Annotated in this window: 22 protein-coding genes; 11 read left to right on the top strand and 11 right to left on the bottom strand. The window is 65.0% G+C overall.

The window, feature by feature from the left end; genetic code table 11:
• Window positions 1-15: 15 nt before the first annotated feature.
• From tcyN to tcyJ, 3 genes are read right to left on the bottom strand one after another with little or no spacing between them, the layout of a single operon-like run.
• Window positions 16-777, bottom strand: coding sequence for an L-cystine ABC transporter ATP-binding protein TcyN (gene tcyN, locus AC0MAZ_RS02490; protein ID WP_203649522.1), 762 nt, complete (start codon window positions 775-777; stop codon window positions 16-18).
• Window position 778: 1 nt separating this feature from the next.
• Window positions 779-1447 carry a cystine ABC transporter permease gene (tcyL, locus tag AC0MAZ_RS02485; RefSeq protein WP_203649523.1) on the bottom strand — a complete coding sequence of 223 codons (669 nt, stop codon included), beginning with the start codon at window positions 1445-1447 and terminating at the stop codon, window positions 779-781.
• Entirely contained in the window at window positions 1444-2250 is an 807-nt protein-coding gene (gene tcyJ / locus AC0MAZ_RS02480) for a cystine ABC transporter substrate-binding protein (protein ID WP_203649525.1), read from the bottom strand. The genes tcyL and tcyJ overlap by 4 nt, the downstream gene beginning before the upstream one ends.
• 346 nt (window positions 2251-2596) lie before the next feature.
• Between tcyJ and epsC the strand changes: the two genes are divergently transcribed.
• Both epsC and betT read left to right on the top strand, forming a co-directional pair.
• Window positions 2597-3529 (top strand): serine O-acetyltransferase EpsC, encoded by a 933-nt coding sequence (gene epsC / locus AC0MAZ_RS02475; RefSeq protein WP_475860063.1) that lies wholly within the window; start codon window positions 2597-2599, stop codon window positions 3527-3529.
• Window positions 3530-3846: 317 nt separating this feature from the next.
• On the top strand, window positions 3847-5808 hold the full coding sequence (gene betT / locus AC0MAZ_RS02470) for a choline transporter BetT (protein WP_162232990.1): 1962 nt from the start codon (window positions 3847-3849) through the stop codon (window positions 5806-5808).
• Between the two features lie 117 nt (window positions 5809-5925).
• Here betT and tauD read toward each other — a convergent pair whose 3' ends face one another.
• The 4 genes from tauD to tauA all read right to left on the bottom strand — a co-directional run bounded on the left by tauD (window position 5926) and on the right by tauA (window position 9484).
• Window positions 5926-6759, bottom strand: a complete 834-nt coding sequence (gene tauD, locus AC0MAZ_RS02465) for a taurine dioxygenase (protein ID WP_203649536.1) — start codon at window positions 6757-6759, stop codon at window positions 5926-5928.
• Window positions 6760-6883: 124 nt separating this feature from the next.
• Complete coding sequence (gene tauC, locus AC0MAZ_RS02460; RefSeq protein ID WP_475860060.1) at window positions 6884-7723, bottom strand: taurine ABC transporter permease TauC; 840 nt, start codon at window positions 7721-7723, stop codon at window positions 6884-6886.
• Window positions 7720-8499 carry a taurine ABC transporter ATP-binding subunit gene (gene tauB, locus AC0MAZ_RS02455; protein ID WP_475860058.1) on the bottom strand — a complete coding sequence of 260 codons (780 nt, stop codon included), beginning with the start codon at window positions 8497-8499 and terminating at the stop codon, window positions 7720-7722. Before tauB ends, tauC begins: the two co-directional genes overlap by 4 nt.
• Before the next feature lie 13 nt (window positions 8500-8512).
• Complete coding sequence (gene tauA, locus AC0MAZ_RS02450; RefSeq protein ID WP_050707457.1) at window positions 8513-9484, bottom strand: taurine ABC transporter substrate-binding protein; 972 nt, start codon at window positions 9482-9484, stop codon at window positions 8513-8515.
• Between the two features lie 516 nt (window positions 9485-10000).
• On the opposite strand from tauA, the gene AC0MAZ_RS02445 reads away from it, so the two are divergent.
• The 8 genes from AC0MAZ_RS02445 (at window position 10001) to AC0MAZ_RS02410 (ending at window position 17243) form a co-directional block, all read left to right on the top strand.
• The gene (locus AC0MAZ_RS02445; RefSeq protein WP_203649544.1) at window positions 10001-11365 is read left to right on the top strand and encodes an OprD family porin; all 1365 of its coding nucleotides are present in this window, start codon (window positions 10001-10003) and stop codon (window positions 11363-11365) included.
• A gap of 164 nt (window positions 11366-11529) precedes the next feature.
• Window positions 11530-12168: a peroxiredoxin gene (locus AC0MAZ_RS02440; protein ID WP_028689219.1), complete on the top strand. Its 639-nt coding sequence runs from the start codon at window positions 11530-11532 to the stop codon at window positions 12166-12168.
• Window positions 12169-12512: 344 nt separating this feature from the next.
• Window positions 12513-13106: an NADPH-dependent FMN reductase gene (gene ssuE, locus AC0MAZ_RS02435; RefSeq protein ID WP_475860056.1), complete on the top strand. Its 594-nt coding sequence runs from the start codon at window positions 12513-12515 to the stop codon at window positions 13104-13106.
• Between the two features lie 95 nt (window positions 13107-13201).
• A complete protein-coding gene (locus AC0MAZ_RS02430) occupies window positions 13202-14167 on the top strand; it encodes a sulfonate ABC transporter substrate-binding protein (protein WP_475860054.1) in 966 nt (321 codons plus the stop codon).
• Between the two features lie 60 nt (window positions 14168-14227).
• Window positions 14228-15376 carry an FMNH2-dependent alkanesulfonate monooxygenase gene (ssuD, locus tag AC0MAZ_RS02425; RefSeq protein WP_203649551.1) on the top strand — a complete coding sequence of 383 codons (1149 nt, stop codon included), beginning with the start codon at window positions 14228-14230 and terminating at the stop codon, window positions 15374-15376.
• A gap of 11 nt (window positions 15377-15387) precedes the next feature.
• Entirely contained in the window at window positions 15388-16185 is a 798-nt protein-coding gene (gene ssuC, locus AC0MAZ_RS02420) for an aliphatic sulfonate ABC transporter permease SsuC (RefSeq protein WP_232854976.1), read from the top strand.
• Complete coding sequence (gene ssuB, locus AC0MAZ_RS02415) at window positions 16185-16997, top strand: aliphatic sulfonates ABC transporter ATP-binding protein (protein WP_203652577.1); 813 nt, start codon at window positions 16185-16187, stop codon at window positions 16995-16997. The genes ssuC and ssuB overlap by 1 nt, the downstream gene beginning before the upstream one ends.
• 30 nt (window positions 16998-17027) lie before the next feature.
• The gene (locus AC0MAZ_RS02410; protein ID WP_008095172.1) at window positions 17028-17243 is read left to right on the top strand and encodes a TOBE domain-containing protein; all 216 of its coding nucleotides are present in this window, start codon (window positions 17028-17030) and stop codon (window positions 17241-17243) included.
• 124 nt (window positions 17244-17367) lie between these two features.
• Here the strand turns inward: AC0MAZ_RS02410 and AC0MAZ_RS02405 are convergent, their stop codons facing one another.
• The 4 genes from AC0MAZ_RS02405 to AC0MAZ_RS02390 all read right to left on the bottom strand — a co-directional run bounded on the left by AC0MAZ_RS02405 (window position 17368) and on the right by AC0MAZ_RS02390 (window position 22517).
• Window positions 17368-18000 (bottom strand): TetR/AcrR family transcriptional regulator, encoded by a 633-nt coding sequence (locus AC0MAZ_RS02405; RefSeq protein ID WP_232854977.1) that lies wholly within the window; start codon window positions 17998-18000, stop codon window positions 17368-17370.
• Window positions 18000-19577, bottom strand: coding sequence for a glutamate--cysteine ligase (gshA, locus tag AC0MAZ_RS02400; protein WP_475860051.1), 1578 nt, complete (start codon window positions 19575-19577; stop codon window positions 18000-18002). The genes AC0MAZ_RS02405 and gshA overlap by 1 nt, the downstream gene beginning before the upstream one ends.
• A 229-nt stretch (window positions 19578-19806) precedes the next feature.
• Window positions 19807-20190 carry a PaaI family thioesterase gene (locus tag AC0MAZ_RS02395; RefSeq protein WP_110735521.1) on the bottom strand — a complete coding sequence of 128 codons (384 nt, stop codon included), beginning with the start codon at window positions 20188-20190 and terminating at the stop codon, window positions 19807-19809.
• Window positions 20190-22517, bottom strand: a complete 2328-nt coding sequence (locus AC0MAZ_RS02390; protein ID WP_475860049.1) for a Tex family protein — start codon at window positions 22515-22517, stop codon at window positions 20190-20192. The genes AC0MAZ_RS02395 and AC0MAZ_RS02390 overlap by 1 nt, the downstream gene beginning before the upstream one ends.
• Before the next feature lie 226 nt (window positions 22518-22743).
• Between AC0MAZ_RS02390 and ompR the strand changes: the two genes are divergently transcribed.
• Window positions 22744-23484: an osmolarity response regulator transcription factor OmpR gene (gene ompR, locus AC0MAZ_RS02385; RefSeq protein ID WP_028689209.1), complete on the top strand. Its 741-nt coding sequence runs from the start codon at window positions 22744-22746 to the stop codon at window positions 23482-23484.
• The last annotated feature ends 63 nt before the right edge of the window (window positions 23485-23547 follow it).

The raw sequence follows: 23547 nt of genomic DNA, 5'->3' as shown, positions 1-23547 counted from the left end.
CCCCGCGCATCGGGCTCATTCCTGGCCGGCGGCGGTGCCGAGGAACTTGCGCAGGAACTGGCGGGTGCGCTCTTCCCGCGGATTGGCGAACAGCGCCTTGGCCTCGCCTTGCTCGACGATCACCCCCTTGTCGAAGAAGATCACCCGGTTGGCGACATCGCGGGCGAAGCTCATCTCGTGGGTGACGATGATCATGGTGCGCTTTTCCTCGGCCAGGCCGCGGATGGTTTCCAGCACCTCGCCCACCAGCTCCGGGTCGAGCGCCGAGGTAGGCTCGTCGAACAGGATCACCTCGGGTTCCATGGCCAGGGCGCGGGCGATGGCCACCCGCTGCTGCTGGCCACCGGACAGGCGGCGCGGGTAGGCGTCTTCCTTGCCCGCCAGGCCGACCTTGGCCAGCAGGCGCCTGGCCAGCTCGATGGCCTTGTCGCGGGGCGTCTTCTTGACGATCACCGGCCCCTCGATGACGTTCTCCAGGGCGGTGCGGTGGGGAAACAGGTTGAAGTTCTGGAACACGAATCCGGCCTGCTGGCGCAGGCGGCGGATCGCACCCTGCTGGCCGCCCAGCGGGCGATTGGCATCGATGCTGATGTCGCCGATCTGGATGCGTCCGGCATCGGGGGTTTCCAGCAGGTTCAGGCAACGCAGGAACGTGGTCTTGCCCGAGCCGCTGGGGCCGATGATGGCGACCACCTCGCCGGGTTGCACGGTCAGGTCGATGCCGTTGAGCACGGTATGGCCCTTGAACTGCTTGGTCAGGCCTTGTACTACGATCATCTCATTGCTCCTGGTCGTGCTGGTTGACCCGCGCTTCCATGCGGTTCTGGAAGTGCGCCAGGATGCTGCAGAGGATCCAGTAGACCACCGCGACAGCCAGGTACATGGTGAAGACCTCGAAGGTCCGGGCGGTGATCAGCTGTGCCTGGCGGAACAGCTCGGGCACCTGGATGGTCGCCGCCAGGGCGGTGTCCTTGACCAGCGAGATGAAGCTGTTGCCCAGCGGCGGCAGTGCGGTGCGCAGGGCCTGCGGCAGGATCGCCCGGCGCATGGCCTGGGTGCGGGTCATGCCGATGCTGGCCGCCGCTTCCCACTGACCACGGTCGATCGAAGAGATCGCCGCGCGGAGGATTTCGCAGATATACGCCGCCATGTTCAGCGACAGGCCGATCAGCGATGCCGGGATCGGATCAAGCTCGATGCCGATCTGCGGCAGGCCGAAGTAGATCACGAACAGCTGCACCAGCAGCGGCGTGCCGCGGAAGAACGACACGTAGATGCGGGCGAGCCAGTCCAGCGGCAGGATCTTCGACAGGCGCATCAGTGCCAGGGCGAAACCCAGCACCAGGCCGAAGAACATGCCGCCGACACTGAGCAGCACGGTATAGCCCGCGCCCTTGAGCAGGAAGGGCGCGGAATCGACAACGAGTTGCAGGCTTTCAGCGATCATTTGGTGACATCGGCACCGAAGTATTTCTCGGACAGCTTGGCCAGCGTGCCGTCGGCCTTGAGCTTGTCGATGGCCTTGTTCAGCGCCGCGAGCAGTTCAGGCTCGCCCTTGCGCAGGGCCACGCCCGATTCCAGCTTGGAGAATTTCTCGCCGGCCAGCGCGGTGGGTTTCTTGTCCTTGGCGGTTTTCTGCACGTACTCGAGTGCGGCCAGGCGGTCGATCAGGATGGCGTCGATACGGCCGTTGCGCAGGTCGGCGAACTTGGTCGGGTCATCTTCGTAGGTGCGGACATCGGCCGTTGGCACGTCCTGTTTCACCCATTGTTCATAGTTGGTGCCCAGGCCGACACCGACCTTCTTGCCACCAAGGTCGGCGGCGGTCTTGATGTTCTTCTCGTTGTCGCTGCCCTTGAGCACCAGGGCCTGGATACCGGAAACGGTGTAGGGCTCGGAGAAGTCGTACTTCTTCTTGCGCTCTTCGGAGATGGTCACCTGGTTGATCACCACGTCCAGGCGCTTGGACTCCAGGGCGGCGAGGATACCGTCCCACTTGGTCGGCTGGACCTTGGCCTTGACCCCCAGTTCCTTGGCCAGCAGTTCGGACAGTTCGACCTCGAAGCCGGCCAGCTTGCCGTTCTCGTCCTGGAAGCTGAACGGTGGGTAGGTGCCTTCCAGGCCGACGTTGATCACGCCCTTCTCCTGGATGGTCTTCAACTGCTCGCCGGCGAAGGCCTGGCCGAGCAGGCCGGCACCGAGCAGGAGCGCCAGGCTGGCGTTGAGAAGGGGTTTGGCGAATTTGGTCATGGCAGGCCCCGCGCTTGTTGTGGAAGTAGTGAGGTGGCGACTATAGAGGTGGGCTTCATAGGCCGGGAAATAATAAAAAATCATGTTGTTATTCCCGTTTCTGCATTTTGCAGCCGCTTATGCCCGACTTAGCTCAGGATGGAATAAAGCGTTGTTTTTTCCAAGAGGCAGATTTGACGTATCGTTGATCGCATCCATCCAATGCTGGCCTCTTCGCGGGTAAACCCGCTCCCACAGGTCCAGCGCAAGCCTCAAGGGCAATACGGTCCCTGTGGGAGCGGGTTTACCCGCGAAGGGGCCCTACCCGGCGATAAAAACAGTTGGCCTATCCGGCAGGAGAAACACCGTGAGCGAACAACCATCAACCGGGCACTGGCAACTGCAGGGCATCGTCAGTGGCCTGCGCAGCGCCCGTGAGCAGTGGCGCAGCAACAACGGCCGCAGCAGCGGCGAGCAGGGCGGGCGCGAGCTGCCGTCGCGCGAGGCGCTGCGGCAGATTCTCGAGCAGCTGTGCGGCGCGCTGTTCCCCATGCGCCTGGGCCCGGTGGACCTGCGTGAAGAGAGCGAAGACTTCTACGTCGGCCACACCCTCGACGCCGCGCTCACCGCGCTGCTGGCCCAGGCCCGCCTGGAGCTGCGCTACGCGGCGCGCCATGGCAAGACCGATGTGGTCGATGTCGATGGCCATGCCCTGCGCCTGATCCAGGACTTCGCCGCGGCCCTGCCGGCCCTGCGCGTGCTGCTGGACACCGACGTGCTCGCGGCCTTCCACGGCGACCCGGCGGCGCGCAGCGTCGACGAGGTGCTGCTGTGCTACCCGGGCATCCTGGCGATCATCCACCACCGCCTGGCCCACCACCTGTACCAGGCCGGCCTGCCGCTGCTGGCGCGGATCAGCTCGGAGCTGGCGCACTCGGCCACCGGCATCGACATCCACCCCGGCGCGCAGATCGGCCCGAGCTTCTTCATCGACCACGGCACCGGCGTGGTGATCGGCGAGACCGCGATCATCGGTGAGCGGGTGCGTATCTACCAGGCCGTGACCCTGGGCGCCAAGCGCTTCCCCAGCGACGAGTCGGGCAACTTGCACAAGGGCCTGGCACGCCACCCGATCGTCGAGGACGACGTCGTCATCTACGCGGGTGCGACCATCCTCGGGCGGATCACCATCGGCAAGGGTTCGACCATCGGCGGCAACGTCTGGCTGACTCGCAGCGTGCCGGCTGACAGCAATATTACCCAGGCTAACCTGCAGTTGGATTGCCAGGACAAGGGCTGAGCCTGCCCCGGCCTTTTCGCGGGTAAACCCGCTCCCACAGGTACGGCGCTGAACTGACTGACAGCGCGACCCTGTGGGAGCGGGTTTACCCGCGAAGGGGCCGCCGCCGATGCCCCGCCCAGCGGCATCGGGTCGCATTGAAACTCGATCCATGTTTAACTTGAACGCTTGTTCAACGAAAAACGCTGGTCCATTGCCGGTGTTCAAAAGGAGGAATCGCCTTTGCTGAACCCGTTCAATCCGAACCTCACGTCCTTCGACGAGGTGCCTGTTCAATGAGTGCACCGACCCCCGACCTTGCCAACGGCAAGATCCGCATGAACCCCCCCGTGTTCTACTTCGCGGCAAGCTTCATCCTCCTCTTCGGCCTGGTCGTCATCGCCCAGCCCCAGGCGGCCGGCGACTGGCTGCTGGCGGCGCAGAACTGGGCGGCCAACACCGTCGGCTGGTACTACATGCTGGCCATGACCCTGTACCTGGTCTTCGTGGTGGTTACCGCCCTGTCCGGCTACGGCAAGATCAAGCTTGGCGCCGACCACGACGAGCCCGAGTTCAGCTACCTGTCCTGGGCCGGCATGCTGTTCGCCGCCGGCATCAGCATCACCCTGTTCTTCTTCTGCGTCTCCGAGCCGCTGACCCACATGCTCCAGCCGCCGCAGGGCGAGGCCGGCACGGCCGAGGCCGGGCGCCAGGCGATGCAGATCCTGTTCCTGCACTGGGGCCTGCACGGCTGGGGCGTGTTCGCCTTCGTCGGCATGGCGCTGGCCTACTTCGCCTACCGGCACAACCTGCCGCTGGCCCTGCGCTCGGCGCTTTACCCGCTGATAGGCAAACGCATCAACGGCCCGATCGGCTACGCGGTGGACGGCTTCGGCATCATCGCCACGGTGTTTGGCCTGGGGGCCGACATGGGCTTCGGCGTGCTGCACCTGAACGCCGGCCTCGACTACCTGTTCGGCATCAGCCACAGCCAGTGGGTGCAGGTGATCCTCATCACCCTGATGATGGGCGCGGCGGTGGCCGTGGCGGTCGCCGGGGTGGAGAAGGGCGTGCGGGTGATGAGCGACATCAACCTGTTCCTGGCCTGCGCGCTGCTGCTGTTCGTGCTGTTCGCCGGGCCCACCCAGCACCTGTTCAATACCCTGATCCAGAACCTCGGTGACTACCTGGGCGCCTTGCCGCGCAAGAGCTTTGATGTGTACGCCTACGGCGAGCAACGCGACTGGCTGGGTGGCTGGACGGTGTTCTATTGGGCCTGGTGGATTGCCTGGGCGCCGTTCGTGGGGCTGTTCATCGCGCGGATTTCGCGCGGGCGCACCATCCGTGAGTTCGTCTTCGGCGTGTTGCTGATCCCGCTGGGCTTCACCCTGGCGTGGATGTCGATCTTCGGCAACAGCGCCCTGGACCAGGTGATCAACCACGGCATGACCGCCCTCGGCCAGTCGGCCATCGACAACCCGTCGATGAGCCTGTACCTGCTGCTGGAAACCTACCCGTGGAGCAAGACGGTGATCGCCGTGACGGTGTTCATCAGCTTCGTGTTCTTCGTCACCTCGGCCGACTCCGGCACGGTGGTGCTGTCGACGCTGTCTGCCAAGGGCGGTGGCGCCGACGAGGACGGCCCGAACTGGCTGCGCATCTTCTGGGGCGCGATGACCGCGCTGATCACCAGCGCGCTGCTGTTCGCCGGCAGCATCGATTCGCTGAAGTCGGCGGTGGTGCTGACCTCGCTGCCGTTCTCGCTGATCCTGCTGTGCATGATGTGGGGGCTGCACAAGGCCTTCTACCTGGAAAGCCAGCGGCAGATCGCGCAGATGCATTCGCTGGCACCCTTCGCCCAGTCCCGGCGTGGGCGTGGCGGCTGGCGCCAGCGCCTGAGCCAGGCCGTGCACTTCCCGTCGCGGGACGAGGTGTATCGCTTCATGGACGACGTGGTGCGCCCGGCGATCGCCGAGGTGCGCGAGGTGTTCGAGCAGAAGGGGCTGGTGCTGATCACCCAGGACGATCCGAGCCATGACAACGTCAGCCTGAAGATCGGCCATGGCGAGGAGCAGCCGTTCATCTACCAGGTGCAGATGCGTGGCTACTTCACGCCGTCGTTCGCGTTGGGTGGGTTGGGTACCCAGGAGTTGAAGAACCGTCGCTACTACCGGGCGGAGGTGCACTTGAGCGAAGGTAGCCAGAACTATGATCTGGTGGGCTACAGCAAGGAGCAGATCATCAACGACATCCTCGACCAGTACGAGCGGCACATGCAGTACCTGCATCTGGTCAGGTAGATCGCTGGGGCCGCTTTGCGGCCCTTATCGCGGCACAAGGCCGCTCCTACAGGGGAATGTGATCTCCTGTAGGAGCGGCCTTGCGCCGCGAAAGGAGGCCAAAGGCCTCCCAGGGGCTCAGAACGGCGCATCCCCCAGGATGGTCGCCCGGTGCATCACCCGCCGATTGGGTCGGTAATCATCCACAGCAAAATGCTGCGTGACGCGGTTGTCCCAGAACGCCACGTCATTTTCCTGCCATCGCCAGCGAATGCTGAACTCCGGCCGCGTCGCATGGGCGAACAGCAGCTTGAGCAGCGCCTCGCTCTCCTGCTCGTTCAGCTCGTTGATCCGCGTGGTGAACCCCTCGTTGACGAACAATGCCTTGCGCCCGCTGACCGGATGGGTGCGCACCACCGGGTGCGACAGCGGCGGGTTGTTGCGTCGGGTAGCTTCCCAGCGCGCCAGGTCCTCTGGGGTGGTGCCGAAGCGCTCCAGCGGGAACGACTTGGTGAAGTCGTGGGTGGCGGTCAGGCCGTCGAGCATCGTGCGCAGCGGCGCCGACAGCGCCTCGAACGCGGCGATCCCGCTGGCCCACAGGGTGTCGCCGCCAAAGGCCGGCAACTGCTTGGCGCTGAGCACCGCGCCCAGCGCGGGAGTCGGCAGGAAGGTCACGTCGGTGTGCCAGACGGCGTTGTCGCGCACGTCGGTGACCGCGGTGTCGAGGATCAGTACCTGCGGCGTCTGCGGCACATTGGGGTAGATCGGGTGGATGTGCAGGTCGCCGAAGCGCGCGGCGAAACGGGCCTGTTGCTCGGGTGTGATCGGCTGGTCGCGGAAGAACAGCACCTGGTGTTCGAGCAGCGCCTGCTCGATGGCATCACGCTGTTCGAGGGTGATATCGCGGCTGATGTCCACGCCGCTGATCTGCGCGCCAAGGGCCGGGCTGAGAGGGGTGATGGTCAGGCTCATGTCGGTCTCGCTTGAAGGTTCGTTTCTCGTGCAGGCCGAGAAGTTCTATCGCGGGGCAAGCCCGCTCCCACGAGGTGAGACGGCTGCGTGGGAGCGGGCTTGCCCCGCGAATGGTCGTGACGGATCAGTGGCTCTGGCCATGCCAGGGCACCAGCTTGCGCTGCAGGGCGCGCAGGCCCATTTCCAGGGTGAAGGCGATCAGGGCGATCAGCAGGATCCCCAGCACCACCACGTCGGTGACCAGGAACTGCGCCGCCGACTGCACCATGAAGCCCAGGCCGCTGGTGGCGGCGATCAGCTCGGCGGCGACCAGGGTCGACCAGCCCACGCCAAGGCCGATGCGGATGCCGGTGAGGATGTCGGGCAGGGCGCTGGGCAGGATCACATGGCGGATCAGTTGCGCCCGGGTGGCCCCCAGCGACTGCGCGGCGCGCAGCTTGGCCGGGTCGACGGTGCGCACGCCGGTGGCGGTGGCGATGGCGATCGGGGCGAAGATCGCCAGGTAGATCAGCAGCACCTTCGACAGCTCGCCGATGCCGCACCAGATGACGATCAACGGCAGGTAGGCCAGCGGCGGGATCGGCCGGTAGAACTCGATCAGCGGGTCGAGGATGCCACGGGCCACGCGGTTGTAGCCGATGGCCAGGCCGACGGGGATGGCGGTCAGGGTCGCCGCCACCAGCGCCAGGCCGATACGGCCCAGGCTCGCGCCCAGGTGCTGCCACAGGCTGGCGTCCATGTAGCCCTGGGTGAGCAGCGTCCAGCCCTTGGCCAGGATGTCGGCGGGCGAGGGCAGGAACAGGGGTTCGATCCAGCCGGCGGCGGTCACCAGCCACCACGCCAGCAGCAGGGCGGCCAGGGTGAGGGCGCTGATCCAGCGGGTCGACAAGGGCTTGCGGGTCTTCACGACAGGAGGCGTGCGTTGTGCCTGCTTGGCGGCGGCCGGCAATTCGATGCTGCTCATGCGGACTCCTGGCGTTGCGAGAATACCCGCGCCAGCACGTGCTCGCGGGTTTCGATGAAACGGGGATCGGACTTGATCGCCCGGGCCGACTCGCCAGCGGCGTAGCGCTGGCCGAAGTCCAGTTGCAGACGCTCGACCACACGCCCCGGATTGGGCGCCAGCAGCACCAGCTCGGTGGCGAGGAACACCGCCTCTTCGATGTCGTGGGTGATCAGGAACACCGGTTTGGCGGTGCGCTGCCAGACCTGCAACAGCAGCTCCTGCATCTGTTCGCGGGTAAAGGCATCGAGGGCGCCGAACGGCTCGTCCATCAACAGCACCCGCGGGTCGGCGGCCAGCGCCCGGGCCAGGCCCACGCGCTGCTTCTGCCCGCCGGACAATTGCCAGATACGCCGCTCGCCGAAGCCGGCGAGGTCGACCAGCGCCAGCATCTCGCGGGCCTTGGCTTCACGCTGGACACGGGGCACGCCGGCCAGCTCGAGGCCGAAGGCAATGTTGCCGAGCACGTCCTGCCAGGGCAGCAGGGCATCGTCCTGGAACACCACGCCGCGATCGGCGCCAGGGCCTTGCACTGGCGCGCCGTCGAGGCTGATGCGCCCGCCGCAGGGGGCAACGAAGCCGGCGATCAGGTTGAGCAACGAGGTCTTGCCGCTGCCGGACGGCCCGAGGGCCACCAGCAGCTGGCGCGGGCCCAGGCTCAGGCTGATGTCGGCCAGCACCGGGGTAGCGGCGCCGGGGTACTGTGCGCTGATGCGCTCCAGTTCGAGCAAGGCCATGACGGGCTCCGGATCAGTTGGGCAGGTATTGGGCGCTGACGTAGGGCGAGTAGTCAGGCAGCACGGCGTCGACCTTGCCTTGTTGCTTGAGGAAGGTGGCGGTGTCGGTCAGTGCCTGGGTGGTCGGCGCGCCCAGTGCGCTGGCCTGGTCGGCGGCCAGCGGATAGACGTTGCCCTGCAGCAGCACCGGGATATCGGCCGGCTTGGCGCCGGACAGCTTGACCAGCTTGGCGACGTTGTCCTTGTCGGCCAGCCAGGCTTTCGGGTCCTTGCGGTAGTCGGCGTAGGCGTCGAGGGTGACCTTGGCGAACGACTTGACGATCTCCGGGTGCTTGGCGGCGAAGTCCTTGCGCACGATCCAGGCATCGAAGGTCGGCGCGCCTTTCTCGGCCAGCTCGCCCGAGGTGATCAGCACCTTGCCGTTTTCCTTGGCCACGCCCAGGGCCGGGTCCCAGACGTAGGTGGCGTCGATGTCGCCGCGTTTCCAGGCAGCGATGATCGCCGGCGGGGCGAGGTTGAGGATCTGCACCTTCGACGGGTCGATGTTCCAGCTCTTGAGTGCGGCCAGCAGGCTGTAATGGCCGGTGGAAACGAACGGCACGGCGACTTTCTTGCCCACCAGGTCCTGTGGGGTCTTGATGCTGTCACGGGCGACCAGGGCCTCGCCGGCGCCGATCTGGGTGGCGATCAGGAAGGTCTCGACCGGCAGCTTGCGAGTGGCGGCGGCGGCCAGCGGGCTGGAGCCGAGGTAGCCGATCTGCACGTCGCCCGAGGCGACGGCGGTGATCACATCGGCGCCATTATCGAACTTGCGCCAGTCGATGCTGGCCTTGCTGTCCTTTTCATAGGTGCCATCGACCTGGGCCACCTTGGCCGGGTCGACGGTGGTCTGGTAGGCGACGGTCAGGTCGGCGGCCTGGGCCAGCCAGCTGGCACTGGCGAGGGTCAGGGCGGCGAACAGGCGCAGTGGAGCATGCGGGATCATGGTTGAACCTCTCGTCAGGCATTCTGGGATGGATGGCGAGAAGACTAGATGATCTAAGAAATAGTAAATAAATAACTTTTTAGAATTAGCTTAAAAGCCAAACGCTCTGAACCTGCGCGGTTTACGGGCTCGCTCCCACACGAGGTGGGAAGCTGGCGGAATCGCTCAAGACGGCTAGTCTTGTTCGGTTCCTGCGGGGGTACCATCGGTCGACAGCTCGGCAAACGTTTGCACATAACCTAAAGGTATGATTGACGGCGTCGATACAGCGTTTCGTAGGAATGGTTCCGATGTTATTCCGTAAAAATCTTACAGATTCATAAAACGGTCATTTTGGATTTATAGGATTGTCATTATCCTGTAGCGCAGGTCGGCGGGTTAGACCAAAGTCGCAGATCGACCGTTAGCGATTGACTTGGCGGTCACGCATTGGTGCTAAATCGCCAATCCGGGTGAGTGGGGCAGCAGACTCCGCCGCTTGAGACGCACAAAAATTAGAACGTAGAGGAGCAAAACATGTACAAGTCCAGCCTGGCCCTGGCCGTGGCACTGGGGGTTCTCGCCCAACAAGCAGGCGCTGCCGGTTTCATCGAAGACAGCAAGCTGTCCCTGAGCTCGCGCACCATGTACTTCGACAACAACAACCGCGAAGCGCACGCCACTCCGGCAACCGCGACTCGTCCGGCCGGCAAGCGTCCGGATCAGCGTGAAACCGGTCAAGGTTTCAAGCTCGACTACATCTCCGGCTTCACTGAAGGCACCGTAGGCTTCGGTGTCGATGCCCAGGCCGTGTGGGGTATCCACCTCGATGGTGGCAAGGGCTACCACAAGTCCGGCTTCCTTCCGGACGATACCGACGGCTCTTCGGTAAGCCAGTGGGCACGCGTTGGCGCCAACGCCAAGGCCCGCTTCTCCAAGACCGAAGCGCACTTCGGTAGCGCCCTGGCACCGATGCTGCCGATCCTGGTCTCCAACGACGGTCGTCTGCTGCCGCAGACCTTCGAAGGTGCAACCATCACCTCGAAGGAAATCGACAACCTGACCATCAACGCCGGTCAGCTGACCCACGCAATGGGTCGTGCCTCGAGCAACCGTACCGGCCTGTCGGTCAACGGCGCGACCGCTGACAGCAACAAGTTCCGCTACGGTGGCCTGGACTACAAGCTCACTCCAGACCTGACCCTGCAGTACTACTACTCGAACCTGGAAGACTTCTACAAGCAGAGCTTCCTGGGCGCCACCCACGTCTTCAAGATCGCTGACGACCAGTCGTTCAAGACCGACCTGCGCTACTTCGACAGCAGCAGCGATGGCAAGAACGGCCACGGTGGCGGCTACAACTTCAACAACAACGGCGGTTATGCCAAGGAAACCGGCAAGGTCGACAACAAGACCTGGTCCGCCATGTTCACCTATACCCTCGGTGGCCACGCGCTGATGCTCGGCCATCAGCAGGTCAACGATGATGGTGGCTTCGTCTGGCTGAACCAGGGCGGTGTCGTTGATGGCAACGGCCGTGCCGAAGGTGCGGGCGGTGCCAGCTTCTACCTGTTCACCGACAGCATGATCAACCAGTTCGCCAAGGCCGGTGAAAACACCACCTTCGGTCAGTACTCCTACGACTTCGCCCGCCTGGGCGTGCCGGGCCTGAAGGCTTCGGTAGCCTACCTGCGCGGTCAGGATGGTCGTAACACCGACGGCCACGGTACCTTCAGCGAGTGGGAGCGTGACGCTCGCGTCGACTACGTTCTGCAGGAAGGCACCCTCAAGGGCCTGGGCTTCAGCCTGCGCCAGGGCGTCTACCGTGGCACCGGTTCGGGCGCTGCGAACGACCAGGATCAGACTCGCTTCATCGTCAACTACACTTACGCCTTCATGTAAGTCGTAGCTGCAACGAGAAAGCCTCGCCTAGTGCGAGGCTTTTTTGTGTCTGCGAATCCCTATGCTTAATGGTTATAAATAAATCGATATTTATTCTTTTTATTTTTATTCGGAAGCAGGCACATTGAACCCACAAGGCCAGACACAGCACAGGAGCCGCTTTCATGAGCCTCAAACTCGGCGATATCGCCCCCGATTTCGAACAGGATTCCAGCGCCGGCAAGATCCGTTTCCACGAATGGCTGGGCGACAGCTGGGGCGTGCTGTTCTCCCACCCGGCCGACTTCACCCCGGTGTGCACCACCGAGCTGGGCCTGACCGCCAAGCTCAAGGAAGACTTCGCCAAGCGTGGCGTGAAAGCCATCGCCCTGTCGGTGGACCCGGTCGACTCGCACCACAAGTGGATCGATGACATCAACGAGACCCAGAACACCGTGGTCAACTTCCCGATCATCGCCGACGCCGACCGCAAGGTCTCCGACCTGTACGACCTGATCCACCCCAACGCCAGCGACACCCTGACCGTGCGCTCGCTGTTCGTCATCGACCCGAACAAGAAGGTGCGCCTGACCATTACCTATCCGGCCAGTACCGGGCGCAACTTCAACGAGATCCTGCGGGTGATCGACTCGCTGCAGCTGACCGACAACTACAAGGTCGCCACGCCAGGCAACTGGCAGGACGGCGACGAAGTAGTGATCGTGCCGTCGCTCAAGGACGAGGACGAAATCAAGCGGCGCTTCCCGAAAGGGTACCGGGCGGTGAAACCCTATCTGCGACTGACCCCGCAACCAAATCGATGAGGTATTGCTCGTTGCATTGCTCTTAGCCAAGCAGGGATCTTCGGGCCGTTTCGACGGCCCTTTTTTATGTCTACCGAAAGCCTGTAGGAGCGGCCTTGTGCCGCGAAAGGGGGGCGCAGCACCCCCAGGATTTTCAGCGTCAATGCACTTATCGCCGGGGCCGCTTTGCGGCCCTTTCGCGGCACAAGGCCGCTCCTACAGAGATAAATCTGAATATCTCTATATGGAATAAATAAATACGAAAATATGATTTCTAGATATATATGACTAACTGTTAATGTCACTTCCATCCAGCGGGGACAACCCCTCGCGGCCCTGCAATCGAATCGAAGGAAGCGCTTTCAATGCTGGTTGTTTCTGTCGGTGGTAGCCCCAGTCTTCGTTCACGCTCCGGCGTGCTGCTAGAGCGCTCGCGCGACTGGCTGCAGGAGCGCGGCGTCGAGGTGGTGACCTTCCAGGTGCGGGAATTCCCCGCCGAGGACCTGCTCCACGCGCGCTTCGACAGCCCGCAGGTGCGTCACTTCAATGAACTGGTGGCCCAGGCCGATGGCCTGGTGGTCGCCACCCCGGTGTACAAGGCGTCGTTCGCTGGCGCCCTGAAAACCTTGCTCGACCTGCTGCCCGAACGCGCCCTGGAGCACAAGGTAGTCCTGCCGATCGCCACCGGCGGCAGCATCGCCCATATGCTGGCCGTGGACTACGCCCTCAAGCCGGTGCTGTCGGCCCTCAAGGCGCAGGAGACCCTGCAGGGGATCTTCGCCGACGACAGCCAGGTCGCCTACGGCGAAGGCACCCGCCCCGCGCAACTGGCTACTGCCCTGGAGCAGCGTCTGCAGGATTCGCTGGAAACGTTCCACAGCGCCCTGGCGCGCCGGCCTCGGCCGGTGGTGCCGGGCGAGCTCAACGAACGCCTGATCAGTGCCCGTTGGAGCATCTGACCGCCCGCTATACCGCTTGACCGTTTTTCCCACCTTACTCGCCCGTCAACGAGGCAAGCAGGTGCTACCCGAACCCACTCGCACAGGAGAGCGCCATGCGCACAGTCTTCTTGCGTCGCGGTCTGGTCGCCCTGTTTGCGGCGGCTGTGTCCTTCGGCGCCATCACCCAAGCCCAGGCCGAGAGCCTGCGCATCGGTTACCAGAAATACGGCACCCTGGTGCTGCTCAAGGCCAAGGGCTCGCTGGAAAAGCGCCTGAAGGAACAGGGCATCGACGTGCAATGGACCGAGTTCCCCGGCGGCCCGCAACTGCTCGAAGGCCTCAACGTCGGTTCCATCGATTTCGGCGTGACCGGCGAAACACCGCCGGTGTTCGCTCAGGCCGCGGGGGCCGACCTGCTGTATGTCGCCTATGAGCCGCCAGCTCCGCACAGCGAGGCGATCCTGGTACCGAAGGGATCGACGATCCAGTCGGTGAAGGAACTCAAGGGCAAGAAAGTCGCCCTCAACAAGGGCTCCAACGTGCACTACCTGCTGGTGCGCGCCCTGGAGGACGCCGGCCTCAAGTACACCGATATCCAGCCCGTCTACCTGCCGCCGGCCGACGCCCGCGCCGCCTTCGAGCGCGGCAGTGTCGACGCCTGGGTGATCTGGGACCCGTACCAGGCCGCCGCCGAACAACAGCTGCAGGCACGCACCCTGCGTGACGGCGAGGACCTGGTCGACAACCACCAGTTCTACCTCGCCACCCGCAGCTATGCCACCCAGCACCCGGCGGTGATCAACACCCTGGTCGAGGAAGTGCGCGCCGTGGGCGAGTGGTCCCGGGCCAACCCGCAGCAGGTCACCGACCAGGTCGCGCCGCTGCTCGGCCTGCCCGCCGACATCACCCTGACCTCGGTGAAACGCCAGGGTTACGGCGCCGCGCCGCTGACCCCGGACGTGATCGCCGCGCAGCAGAAGATCGCCGACACCTTCCAGGCCCTGAAGCTGATTCCCAAGCCCTTGAGCATCAAGGATGTGATCTGGACACCCCCGGCCAAGGTCGCCAGCGCGCCTTGAACGATTCGCCTGCGCCGGGGCGTCGCCCCGGCTTGAGCCACCCTTGAGGAGACAACTCCAATGAGCCTTAACATCTTCTGGTTCCTCCCCACCCACGGTGACGGCAAGTACCTGGGCACCAGCGAAGGCGCCCGCGCCGTCGACCACGGCTACCTGAGCCAGATCGCCCAGGCCGCCGACCGCCTGGGCTTTGGCGGCGTGCTGATCCCCACCGGACGTTCCTGCGAGGACTCCTGGCTGGTGGCGGCCTCGCTGATTCCGGTGACCGAGCGCCTGAAGTTCCTGGTGGCCCTGCGTCCGGGAATCATTTCGCCGACCGTGGCCGCCCGTCAGGCCGCCACCCTGGATCGCCTGTCCAACGGCCGTGCGCTGTTCAACCTGGTGACCGGCGGTGATCCGGACGAACTGGCCGGCGATGGCCTGCACCTGAACCACCAGGAGCGATACGAGGCGTCGGTGGAATTCACCCGCATCTGGCGCAAGGTGCTCGAAGGCGAAACGGTCGACTATGACGGCAAGCATATCCAGGTGAAGGGCGCCAAGCTGCTCTACCCGCCGATCCAGCAACCGCGCCCGCCGCTGTACTTCGGTGGTTCCTCCGAGGCCGCCCAGGACCTGGCCGCCGAGCAGGTCGAGCTATACCTGACCTGGGGCGAGCCACCGGCGGCCGTCGCCGAGAAGATCGCCCAGGTGCGCGAGAAGGCTGCGGCCCAAGGCCGCGAAGTGCGCTTCGGCATCCGCCTGCACGTGATCGTGCGGGAAACCAATGAAGAGGCCTGGGCCGCCGCCGACAGGCTCATCTCGCACCTGGACGACGACACCATCGCCCGTGCCCAGGCGTCGCTGGCGCGCTTCGACTCGGTCGGCCAGCAACGCATGGCCGCCCTGCATGGCGGCAAGCGCGACAAGCTGGAAGTGGCGCCGAACCTGTGGGCCGGTGTCGGCCTGGTGCGTGGCGGTGCCGGCACCGCGCTGGTGGGCGATGGCCCGACCGTCGCGGCGCGGGTCAAGGAATACGCCGATCTTGGCATCGACACCTTCATCTTCTCCGGTTATCCACACCTGGAAGAGTCGTACCGCGTCGCCGAGCTGCTGTTCCCGCACCTGGACGTGCAGCGCCCGGAACAACCGAAGACCGGTGGCTACGTGAGCCCGTTCGGTGAAATGGTCGCCAACGACATCCTGCCCAAGTCCGTGTCGCAGAGCTGAGGACCGGGGCCATGAGTCGAGCATCCCCCACCACCTGGTCGAAGCGCCTGGCGCCCTGGGCCCTGCCGATCCTGCTGCTGGCGGTATGGCAGCTGGCGGTCAGCGCGGGCTGGCTGTCGACCCGCATCCTGCCGGCGCCGAGCGCGGTGGTCAGTGCCGGTGTCGAGCTGGTGCGCAGCGGCCAGCTCTGGACCCACCTGGCCATCAGCGGCTGGCGTGCCGGCCTGGGCTTCGTGATCGGCGGCAGCCTCGGCCTGTTGCTGGGCTTCGTCACCGGCCTGTCGAACTGGGGCGAGCGCCTGCTCGACAGCTCGGTGCAGATGATCCGCAACGTGCCGCACCTGGCGCTGATCCCGCTGGTGATCCTGTGGTTCGGCATCGACGAGTCGGCAAAGATATTCCTGGTGGCGCTGGGGACGCTGTTCCCCATCTACCTGAACACCTACCACGGGATCCGCAACGTCGATCCGGCGCTGGTGGAGATGGCGCGCAGCTATGGGCTGTCGGGCTTTGCGTTGTTCCGCCAGGTGATCCTGCCGGGGGCGCTGCCCTCGATCCTGGTCGGCGTGCGCTTTGCCCTGGGCTTCATGTGGCTGACGCTGATCGTCGCCGAGACCATTTCGGCCAACGCCGGCATCGGCTACCTGGCGATGAACGCCCGCGAGTTCCTGCAGACCGATGTGGTGGTGCTGGCCATCGTCCTGTACGCGGTGCTCGGCAAGCTGGCCGACCTGGCCGCCCGTGGCCTGGAGCGGGTGTGGCTGCGCTGGCACCCGGCGTACCAGGTGGCGAAGAAGGAGGGCGCATGATGACCGTGCTCAAGGAACAGCCGCCACGCCTGCTGCGTGGCATCCCCCTGGCGGCCCGGGACCTGCGTCGCACCTTCGGCCAGCGTGAAGTGCTGCGCGGCATCGACCTGCACATTCCGGCCGGCCAGTTCGTCGCCATCGTCGGCCGCAGTGGCTGCGGCAAGAGCACCTTGTTGCGGCTGCTGGCCGGGCTCGACCAACCCAGCGCCGGCCAACTGTTGGCGGGGGCCGCGCCGCTGGCCGAGGCCCGCGAGGATACCCGCCTGATGTTCCAGGACGCGCGCCTGCTGCCCTGGAAGAAAGTGATCGACAACGTCGGCCTGGGCTTGTCCGGAAACTGGCGGCCCCGCGCCCTGGAGGCATTGGCGGCGGTCGGCCTGGTCGATCGCGCCAACGACTGGCCGGCGGCGTTGTCCGGCGGCCAGAAACAGCGGGTGGCCCTGGCCCGGGCGCTGATCCACCAGCCGCGCCTGCTGCTGCTGGACGAGCCATTGGGCGCGCTGGATGCCCTGACCCGTATCGAAATGCAGCAACTGATCGAGCGCCTGTGGCGCCAGCACGGTTTCACCGTGCTGCTGGTCACCCACGACGTCAGCGAAGCCGTCGCCGTGGCCGACCGGGTGATCCTGATCGAAGACGGCGCCGTCGGCCTGGACCTGGTCGTCGACCTGCCCCGGCCACGGGTGCGGGGTTCGCACCGCCTGGCGGCGCTGGAAAGCGAAGTGCTCAACCGTGTTCTGTCCGTCCCGGGCACGCCGCCCGAGCCGGAGCCTGTAGCCCCCTTGCCCACGCAGTTGCGTTGGGCTCATTGAATCCTCGAAGCCGCAAAAAGGAATGACGCCATGACCATCAAAGCCATCAACGTTCGCAACCAGTTCAAAGGCACCGTGAAGGAAATCCTCGAAGGCCCGGTACTGTCGGAAATCGACGTGCAGACCGCCTCCGGTATCGTCACTTCGGTGATCACCACCCGTTCTGTGAAGGAGCTGGAATTGCAGGTGGGCAGTGAGGTGATCGCCTTCGTGAAATCGACCGAGGTGTCCATCGCCAAGTTGTGATGGTCTGGATAGAGGGCGCTGTGCGCCCTTTTCGCGGCACGAGGCCGCTCCTACAGGGGATCGCATAACCCCTGTAGGAGCGGCCTCGTGCCGCGAAAAGGGCCGCAAAGCGGTCCCAGGGATCTCAAGCCGAACGCTTGGCCAGAAACGGCGGCAGATACAGCCCCAGATACGCCTCGAACACCCGCATCCCCTCTTCCGCCATGCGCGGCGTGATCGCTTCATGCAACTGCATCGAGCGGGCATACACCCGGTCGCTCAGCTCCATCGCCAACGCGAACACATCCACATCTCGAGGCATCGTAGGCAGCTGGAAATGCCGATCGAACAGCCTGTGCATCAGCTCGCCCAGCTCCAGGTCGTGCTGACGATCAGCCTGCACCACTTCGCTCAGCCCATGCTGGGCCAGGATCAGTTGCCGCGCCGCGGCATCTTCGGTGTAGATGTCGAGCATGCGCTGCTCGATCAGCCTCGACAGTTGCGGCCAGGTACTGAATGCAGTGCTGTCGATGGGTGCGTTCAGGGCCTCGCGAAAAGCCCGATGCACGTCGGCGGTCAGTGCCTCCAGCAAGGCCGGCACGCTGGCGAAGAAGTGATACACCGACGACGGCGGAATCTGCGCCCGTTCGGCCACGCTGTAGATCGACAGCGCCGCCACCCCTTGCCCGGCCAGCAGCTCGCGGGCCGCAGCGAGGATCGCTTCGATCCTGGCCTGGCTGCTGGCGCGTGGCTTGCGCGGGGTGGCGGGGCGGGTCATCAGTTGCTGATCGCCAGGATGCTGGCCTGGTAGGCACCGACGAACAGGTCGAAGTCACCCACCTCCTGCTGCTCCAGGCGCGACTGCTCGGCCAGGGATTCGCGGGCGAGGGTCTCGAAGGCCTGCTGGCGCTCGGTGGGCAGCGGCTGCTCGCGGAAGGTCTCGGCGTGGTTCTGGCTTTGGCGCAGGGAGAACTTGATGAAGCTTTCGTTGTGTTCGGCCATGCGTGCCAGCACCTGGGCGGATGGCGTCAGCGAGGCGTCATCGACCTTGGCCTGTTGCGCTTCCAGAGCCTTGGCATGTTCGTCGCCACCTTGGGCATGGTCGAGCAACTCGGCCAACTGCCCGATGCGGCCGATCAATTCGCTGGCCCACACTTTCAGCTCGATCGGCTGGCCGTCACGGTGCAGTTCCAGGCCAGGCCGGCGGCCTTCCTTGACCACGGTGAGGAAGTTGTCGGTGCACTGGCCGCACTCGCCGTTGTCCAGTTGCGGGCTCTCTTCCAGCGCGCAGAACAGCAGGAAGGCGTCGAGGAACCGCGCTTCGGTCAGGTCGATACCCACCGGCAGGAACGGGTTGATGTCCAGGCAGCGCACTTCCACGTACTGCACGCCGCGGGAGGTCAGGGCCTGGATAGGCCGCTCGCCGGTATAGGTGACGCGCTTGGGGCGGATGTTCGAGTAGTACTCGTTCTCGATCTGCAGGATGTTGGTGTTCAACTGCACCCACTCGCCATCCTTGTGCGTGCCGACCTCGACATAGGCCGGGTAGGGCGTGCCCACCGCCTTGCGCAGGCTGTCGGTGTAGCTGGCGAGGTTGTTGTAGCAGGGCGTCAGGCCTGCCTGGGCGTTGCTCTGGTAGCCCAGGTCGCTCATGCGCAGGCTGGTGGCGTAGGGCAGGTAGAGCGTCTCGGCATCCAGCTCTTCGAGCTGGTGCGCACGACCGCGCAGGAAGCCTTTGTCCAGGGCCGGGGACGCGCCGAACAGGTACATCAGCAGCCAGCTGTAGCGGCGGAAGTTGCGGATCAGCGCGATATAGGCCGAGGACTGGTAGTCGCGGTCGTCCTGCTCGCCGCCTTCGGCATCGCGCAGCAACGGCCACAGCGCTTCGGGCAGGGAGAAGTTGTAGTGGATGCCGGCGATGCACTGCATGGTACGGCCGTAACGCAGGGCCAGGCCCTTGCGATAGACGTGCTTGAGCTTGCCGATGTTCGAGCTGCCATATTCGGCGATCGGGATGTCTTCCTCGGCCGGCAGCGCGCAGGGCATCGACGGGCTCCACAGGTATTCGTCGCCCAGCTTGGTGTAGACGAAACGGTGGATCTGGTCGAGGCTCTCGAGCACCTTGGCCGGGTCGGCCAGGGCCGGGGTGATGAACTCCAGCAGCGACTCGGAATAGTCGGTGGTGATCTGCTCGTTGGTCAGCGCCGAACCCAGGGCTTCGGGGTGCGGGGTCTGGGCCAGGCGACCGTCGTTGGTCACCCGCAGGCATTCGCGCTCAATGCCGTGCAGGCACTGCTTGAGCAGGTCGATATTGTCGCCGAGCAGGCTCAGGCGGCGGTTGAGGAGGTCGCTCAAGATGGATTCCTTCACGCGTCAGTCGCCCCAATATGGGGGTAGGGATGACGGTCTACAAGGGTAGTTGGGAAAGGAACTGGCGTTGTCGCCTGGTTTGCTCGGTTCCGGTGCATCCGATCGCGGGGCAAGCCCGCTCCCACGAAGTCTGTGAACGTTCGTGGGAGCGGGCTTGCCCCGCGATCAGGTGTACAGCAATGCGCCGAAAATACCGCAGATGGGGGCCTGTCAGCTAGAGAACCGCGAAGGTTCCCTGCGCCTTGGCCACCAGCTTGTCGTCCTGAAGCACGTCGGCGTCGACCACCAGCGTGCGCCGCCCGGCGTGCAGCACCCGGGCGGTGCACAGCACCTCGCCCTCGCTGACGGCGCGCATGTAGTTGATCTTGCACTCGATGGTCACGCTCTGCTGGTCGAAGCCATGGCTGGCCGAGCAGGCCAGGCCCATGGCGATGTCCACCAGGCTGAAGATCGCCCCGCCGTGCAGCTTCTGGCCGCGGTTGCGCAGGTGCGGCTCGAGCGCCAGGGCCACCTCTGCAACACCCGTGTCCAGGCGTTGCAGGCGGCAACCCAGCAATTGGCTGAAGGCGCTCTCGACGTACGCTTTCGGTACGTCCATCACTTCTTCTTCAGCTGCTTGGCGTTGGCGAACAGTGCCGCCATGGCGTTGTTGGCCGGTGCGGTGGCGGCGCTGGTCTCGCGCTGGCGCGGCGCCTGCTGCTGGCGGTTGCCGCCGTTGCCACGGTTGCCGCCGCGGTTGCCCTCGACTTTCTCGCCGGGGGTGTCGCTCATGCGCATGGACAGGCCGACGCGCTTGCGCGGGATGTCCACTTCCATGACCTTGACCTTGACCACGTCGCCGGCCTTGACCGCTTCACGCGGGTCCTTGACGAACTTCTCGGACAGCGCCGAGATGTGCACCAGGCCGTCCTGGTGCACGCCGATGTCGACGAAGGCACCGAAGTTGGTGACGTTGGTCACCACGCCTTCGAGGATCATGCCCGGCTCCAGGTCCTTGAGGTCCTCGACGCCGTCCTGGAAGGTGGCGGTCTTGAACTCCGGGCGCGGGTCGCGGCCCGGCTTGTCCAGCTCCTGGAGAATGTCGGTGACGGTCGGCAGGCCGAAGCTTTCGTCGGTGAACTTCTTCGGGTCCAGGCGCTTGAGGAAGCCGCTGTCGCCGATCAGCGAGCGGATATCGCGGTCGGTGTCGGCGGCGATGCGCTGCACCAGCGGGTAGGCTTCCGGGTGCACCGCCGAGGCGTCCAGCGGGTTGTCGCCGTTCATCACGCGCAGGAAGCCGGCGGCCTGTTCGAAGGTCTTTTCGCCCAGGCGGCTGACTTTTTTCAGCGCGGCGCGGGTGGCGAACGGGCCGTTGGCGTCGCGGTGGCTGACGATGTTCTGCGCCAGGGTCGCGTTGAGGCCGGAAATGCGCGTCAGCAGCGCCACGGAAGCGGTGTTGACGTCGACGCCCACGGCGTTCACGCAGTCCTCGACCACGGCGTCCAGGCCACGGGCCAGCTTCAGCTGCGACACGTCATGCTGGTACTGGCCGACGCCGATGGATTTCGGGTCGATCTTCACCAGTTCCGCCAGTGGGTCCTGCAGGCGGCGGGCGATGGACACGGCACCCCGGATCGACACGTCCAGGTCCGGGAACTCGCGGGCAGCCAGCTCCGACGCGGAGTACACCGAAGCGCCGGCCTCGGAGACCATGATCTTGGTGATCTTCAGGGCCGGGTATTTCTTGACCAGCTCGGCCACCAGCTTGTCGCTCTCGCGGCTGGCGGTGCCGTTGCCGATGGCGACCAGCTCGACCGAGTGCTTGGCGCACAGCGCGGCCATGATGGAGATGGTGCGGTCCCAGTCGTTCTTCGGCGCGTGCGGGTAGACCGTGGTGTGGTCCAGCAGCTTGCCGGTGGCGTCGACCACGGCGATCTTGCAGCCGGTGCGCAGGCCCGGGTCGAAGCCGAGCGTTGCGCGTGGACCGGCCGGGGCGGCCAGCAGCAGGTCGTGCAGGTTGTGGGCGAAGACGTTGATCGCCTCGCCTTCGGCGTTGTCGCGCAGCTCGCCGAACAGGTCGGTTTCCAGGTGGGTGTACAGCTTGACCTTCCAGGTCCAGCGCACCACTTCGCCCAGCCACTTGTCGGCCGGGCGGTTGCGGTTCTCGATGCCGACCTGCTGGCCGATCATCAGCTCGCACGGGTGCAGGGTGCCCGGCAGCTCTTCGCCGACTTTCAGCGAGGCGCTCAGCACACCTTCGTTGCGTCCGCGGAAGATCGCCAGGGCGCGGTGCGACGGCGCGGTGCGCAGCAGCTCGTCGTGGGCGAAGTAGTCGCGGAACTTGGCGCCTTCTTCTTCTTTACCGGGAACCACGCGGGCGGTCAGCACCGCTTCCTGCTTGAGGAAGCTGCGCAGCTTGTCGAGCAGGGCGGCGTCTTCGGCGAAGCGCTCCATGAGGATGTACTTGGCGCCTTCCAGGGCAGCCTTGACGTCGGCCACGCCTTTTTCGGCGTCGACGAAACGTGCCGCTTCGCTTTCCGGGTTCAGCTGCGGATCGTTGAACAGGCCGTCGGCCAACTCGCCCAGGCCCGCTTCCAGGGCGATCTGGCCCTTGGTGCGGCGCTTCTGCTTGTACGGCAGGTACAGGTCTTCGAGGCGGGTCTTGGTGTCGGCCAGCTTGATCTCGCGGGCCAGCTCCGGGGTCAGCTTGCCCTGCTCCTCGATGCTGGCCAGGATGCTGGCGCGACGATCGTCGAGCTCGCGCAGGTAGCGCAGGCGTTCTTCCAGGTGGCGCAGTTGGGTGTCATCCAGGCTGCCGGTCACTTCCTTGCGGTAACGGGCGATGAAGGGCACGGTCGATCCTTCGTCCAACAGGCCCACGGCCGCTTCGACCTGTTGTGGGCGCACGCCCAGTTCCTCGGCGATACGGCTGTTGATGCTGTCCATGAAAACCACCTGGCAAGGATTTAAAGCGGCGCATTATACCGATGTGGGAGCGGGTTTACCCGCGAACAGGGTCAAGTCCTTGTCAGGCACCGTGCTGGTTTCTTCGCGGGTAAACCCGCTCCCACAAGCCTGGAAGTGGCGCCGGGGGAAAAATCTGCTAACAATGCACACGGCACGCGCTGCAATGGCTACGCCATAATGCGCGGCGATATCAGAGGAGTTATTCATGACCAGCACCGCAAACGCCGCAGAAGGCGACAAGATTCTCATCGTCGACGACGACCCGGGCCTGAGCAGCCTGCTGGACCGTTTCTTCACCAGCAAGGGCTTCCGTGTCCGCACCGTGCCCAACGTCGAACAGATGGACCGCCTGCTGGCCCGTGAAGTGTTCAACCTGGTGGTCCTCGACCTGATGCTGCCGGGCGAGGACGGCCTGTCCGCGTGCAAGCGCCTGCGCGCGTCGAACAACCAGATCCCGATCATCATGCTCACCGCCAAGGGCGACGAGCTCAGCCGTATCAAGGGCCTGGAGCTGGGCGCCGACGACTACCTGGCCAAGCCGTTCAACCCCGACGAACTGGTGGCCCGGGTCAAGGCCGTGCTGCGCCGCCAGTCCCCGAGCGTGCCGGGCGCGCCGGGCAGCGAGGAAGAGACCGTCACCTTCGGCGACTACGAACTGTCGCTGGCCACCCGCGAACTCAAGCGCGGCGAAGAGACACACATGCTCACCACCGGTGAGTTCGCCGTGCTCAAGGCCCTGGTGATGCACGCCCGCGAGCCGCTGACCCGCGACAAGCTGATGAACCTGGCCCGTGGCCGCGAGTGGGACGCCCTGGAGCGCTCCATCGACGTGCAGATCTCGCGCCTGCGCCGGATGATCGAGCCCGATCCGTCCAAACCACGCTACATCCAGACCGTATGGGGTGTGGGCTACGTCTTCGTGCCGGACGGAAACGCCGGCAAATGAGCCTGTCGGCTCGTCAGGGTGCAGCAGGGCGACCCACGCGGGTCGCCCTGTTTGCGTCTGTGG

It is taken from the genome of Pseudomonas sp. A, from assembly GCF_056270345.1.
This window is presented reverse-complemented; position numbering and strand designations above follow the sequence as displayed.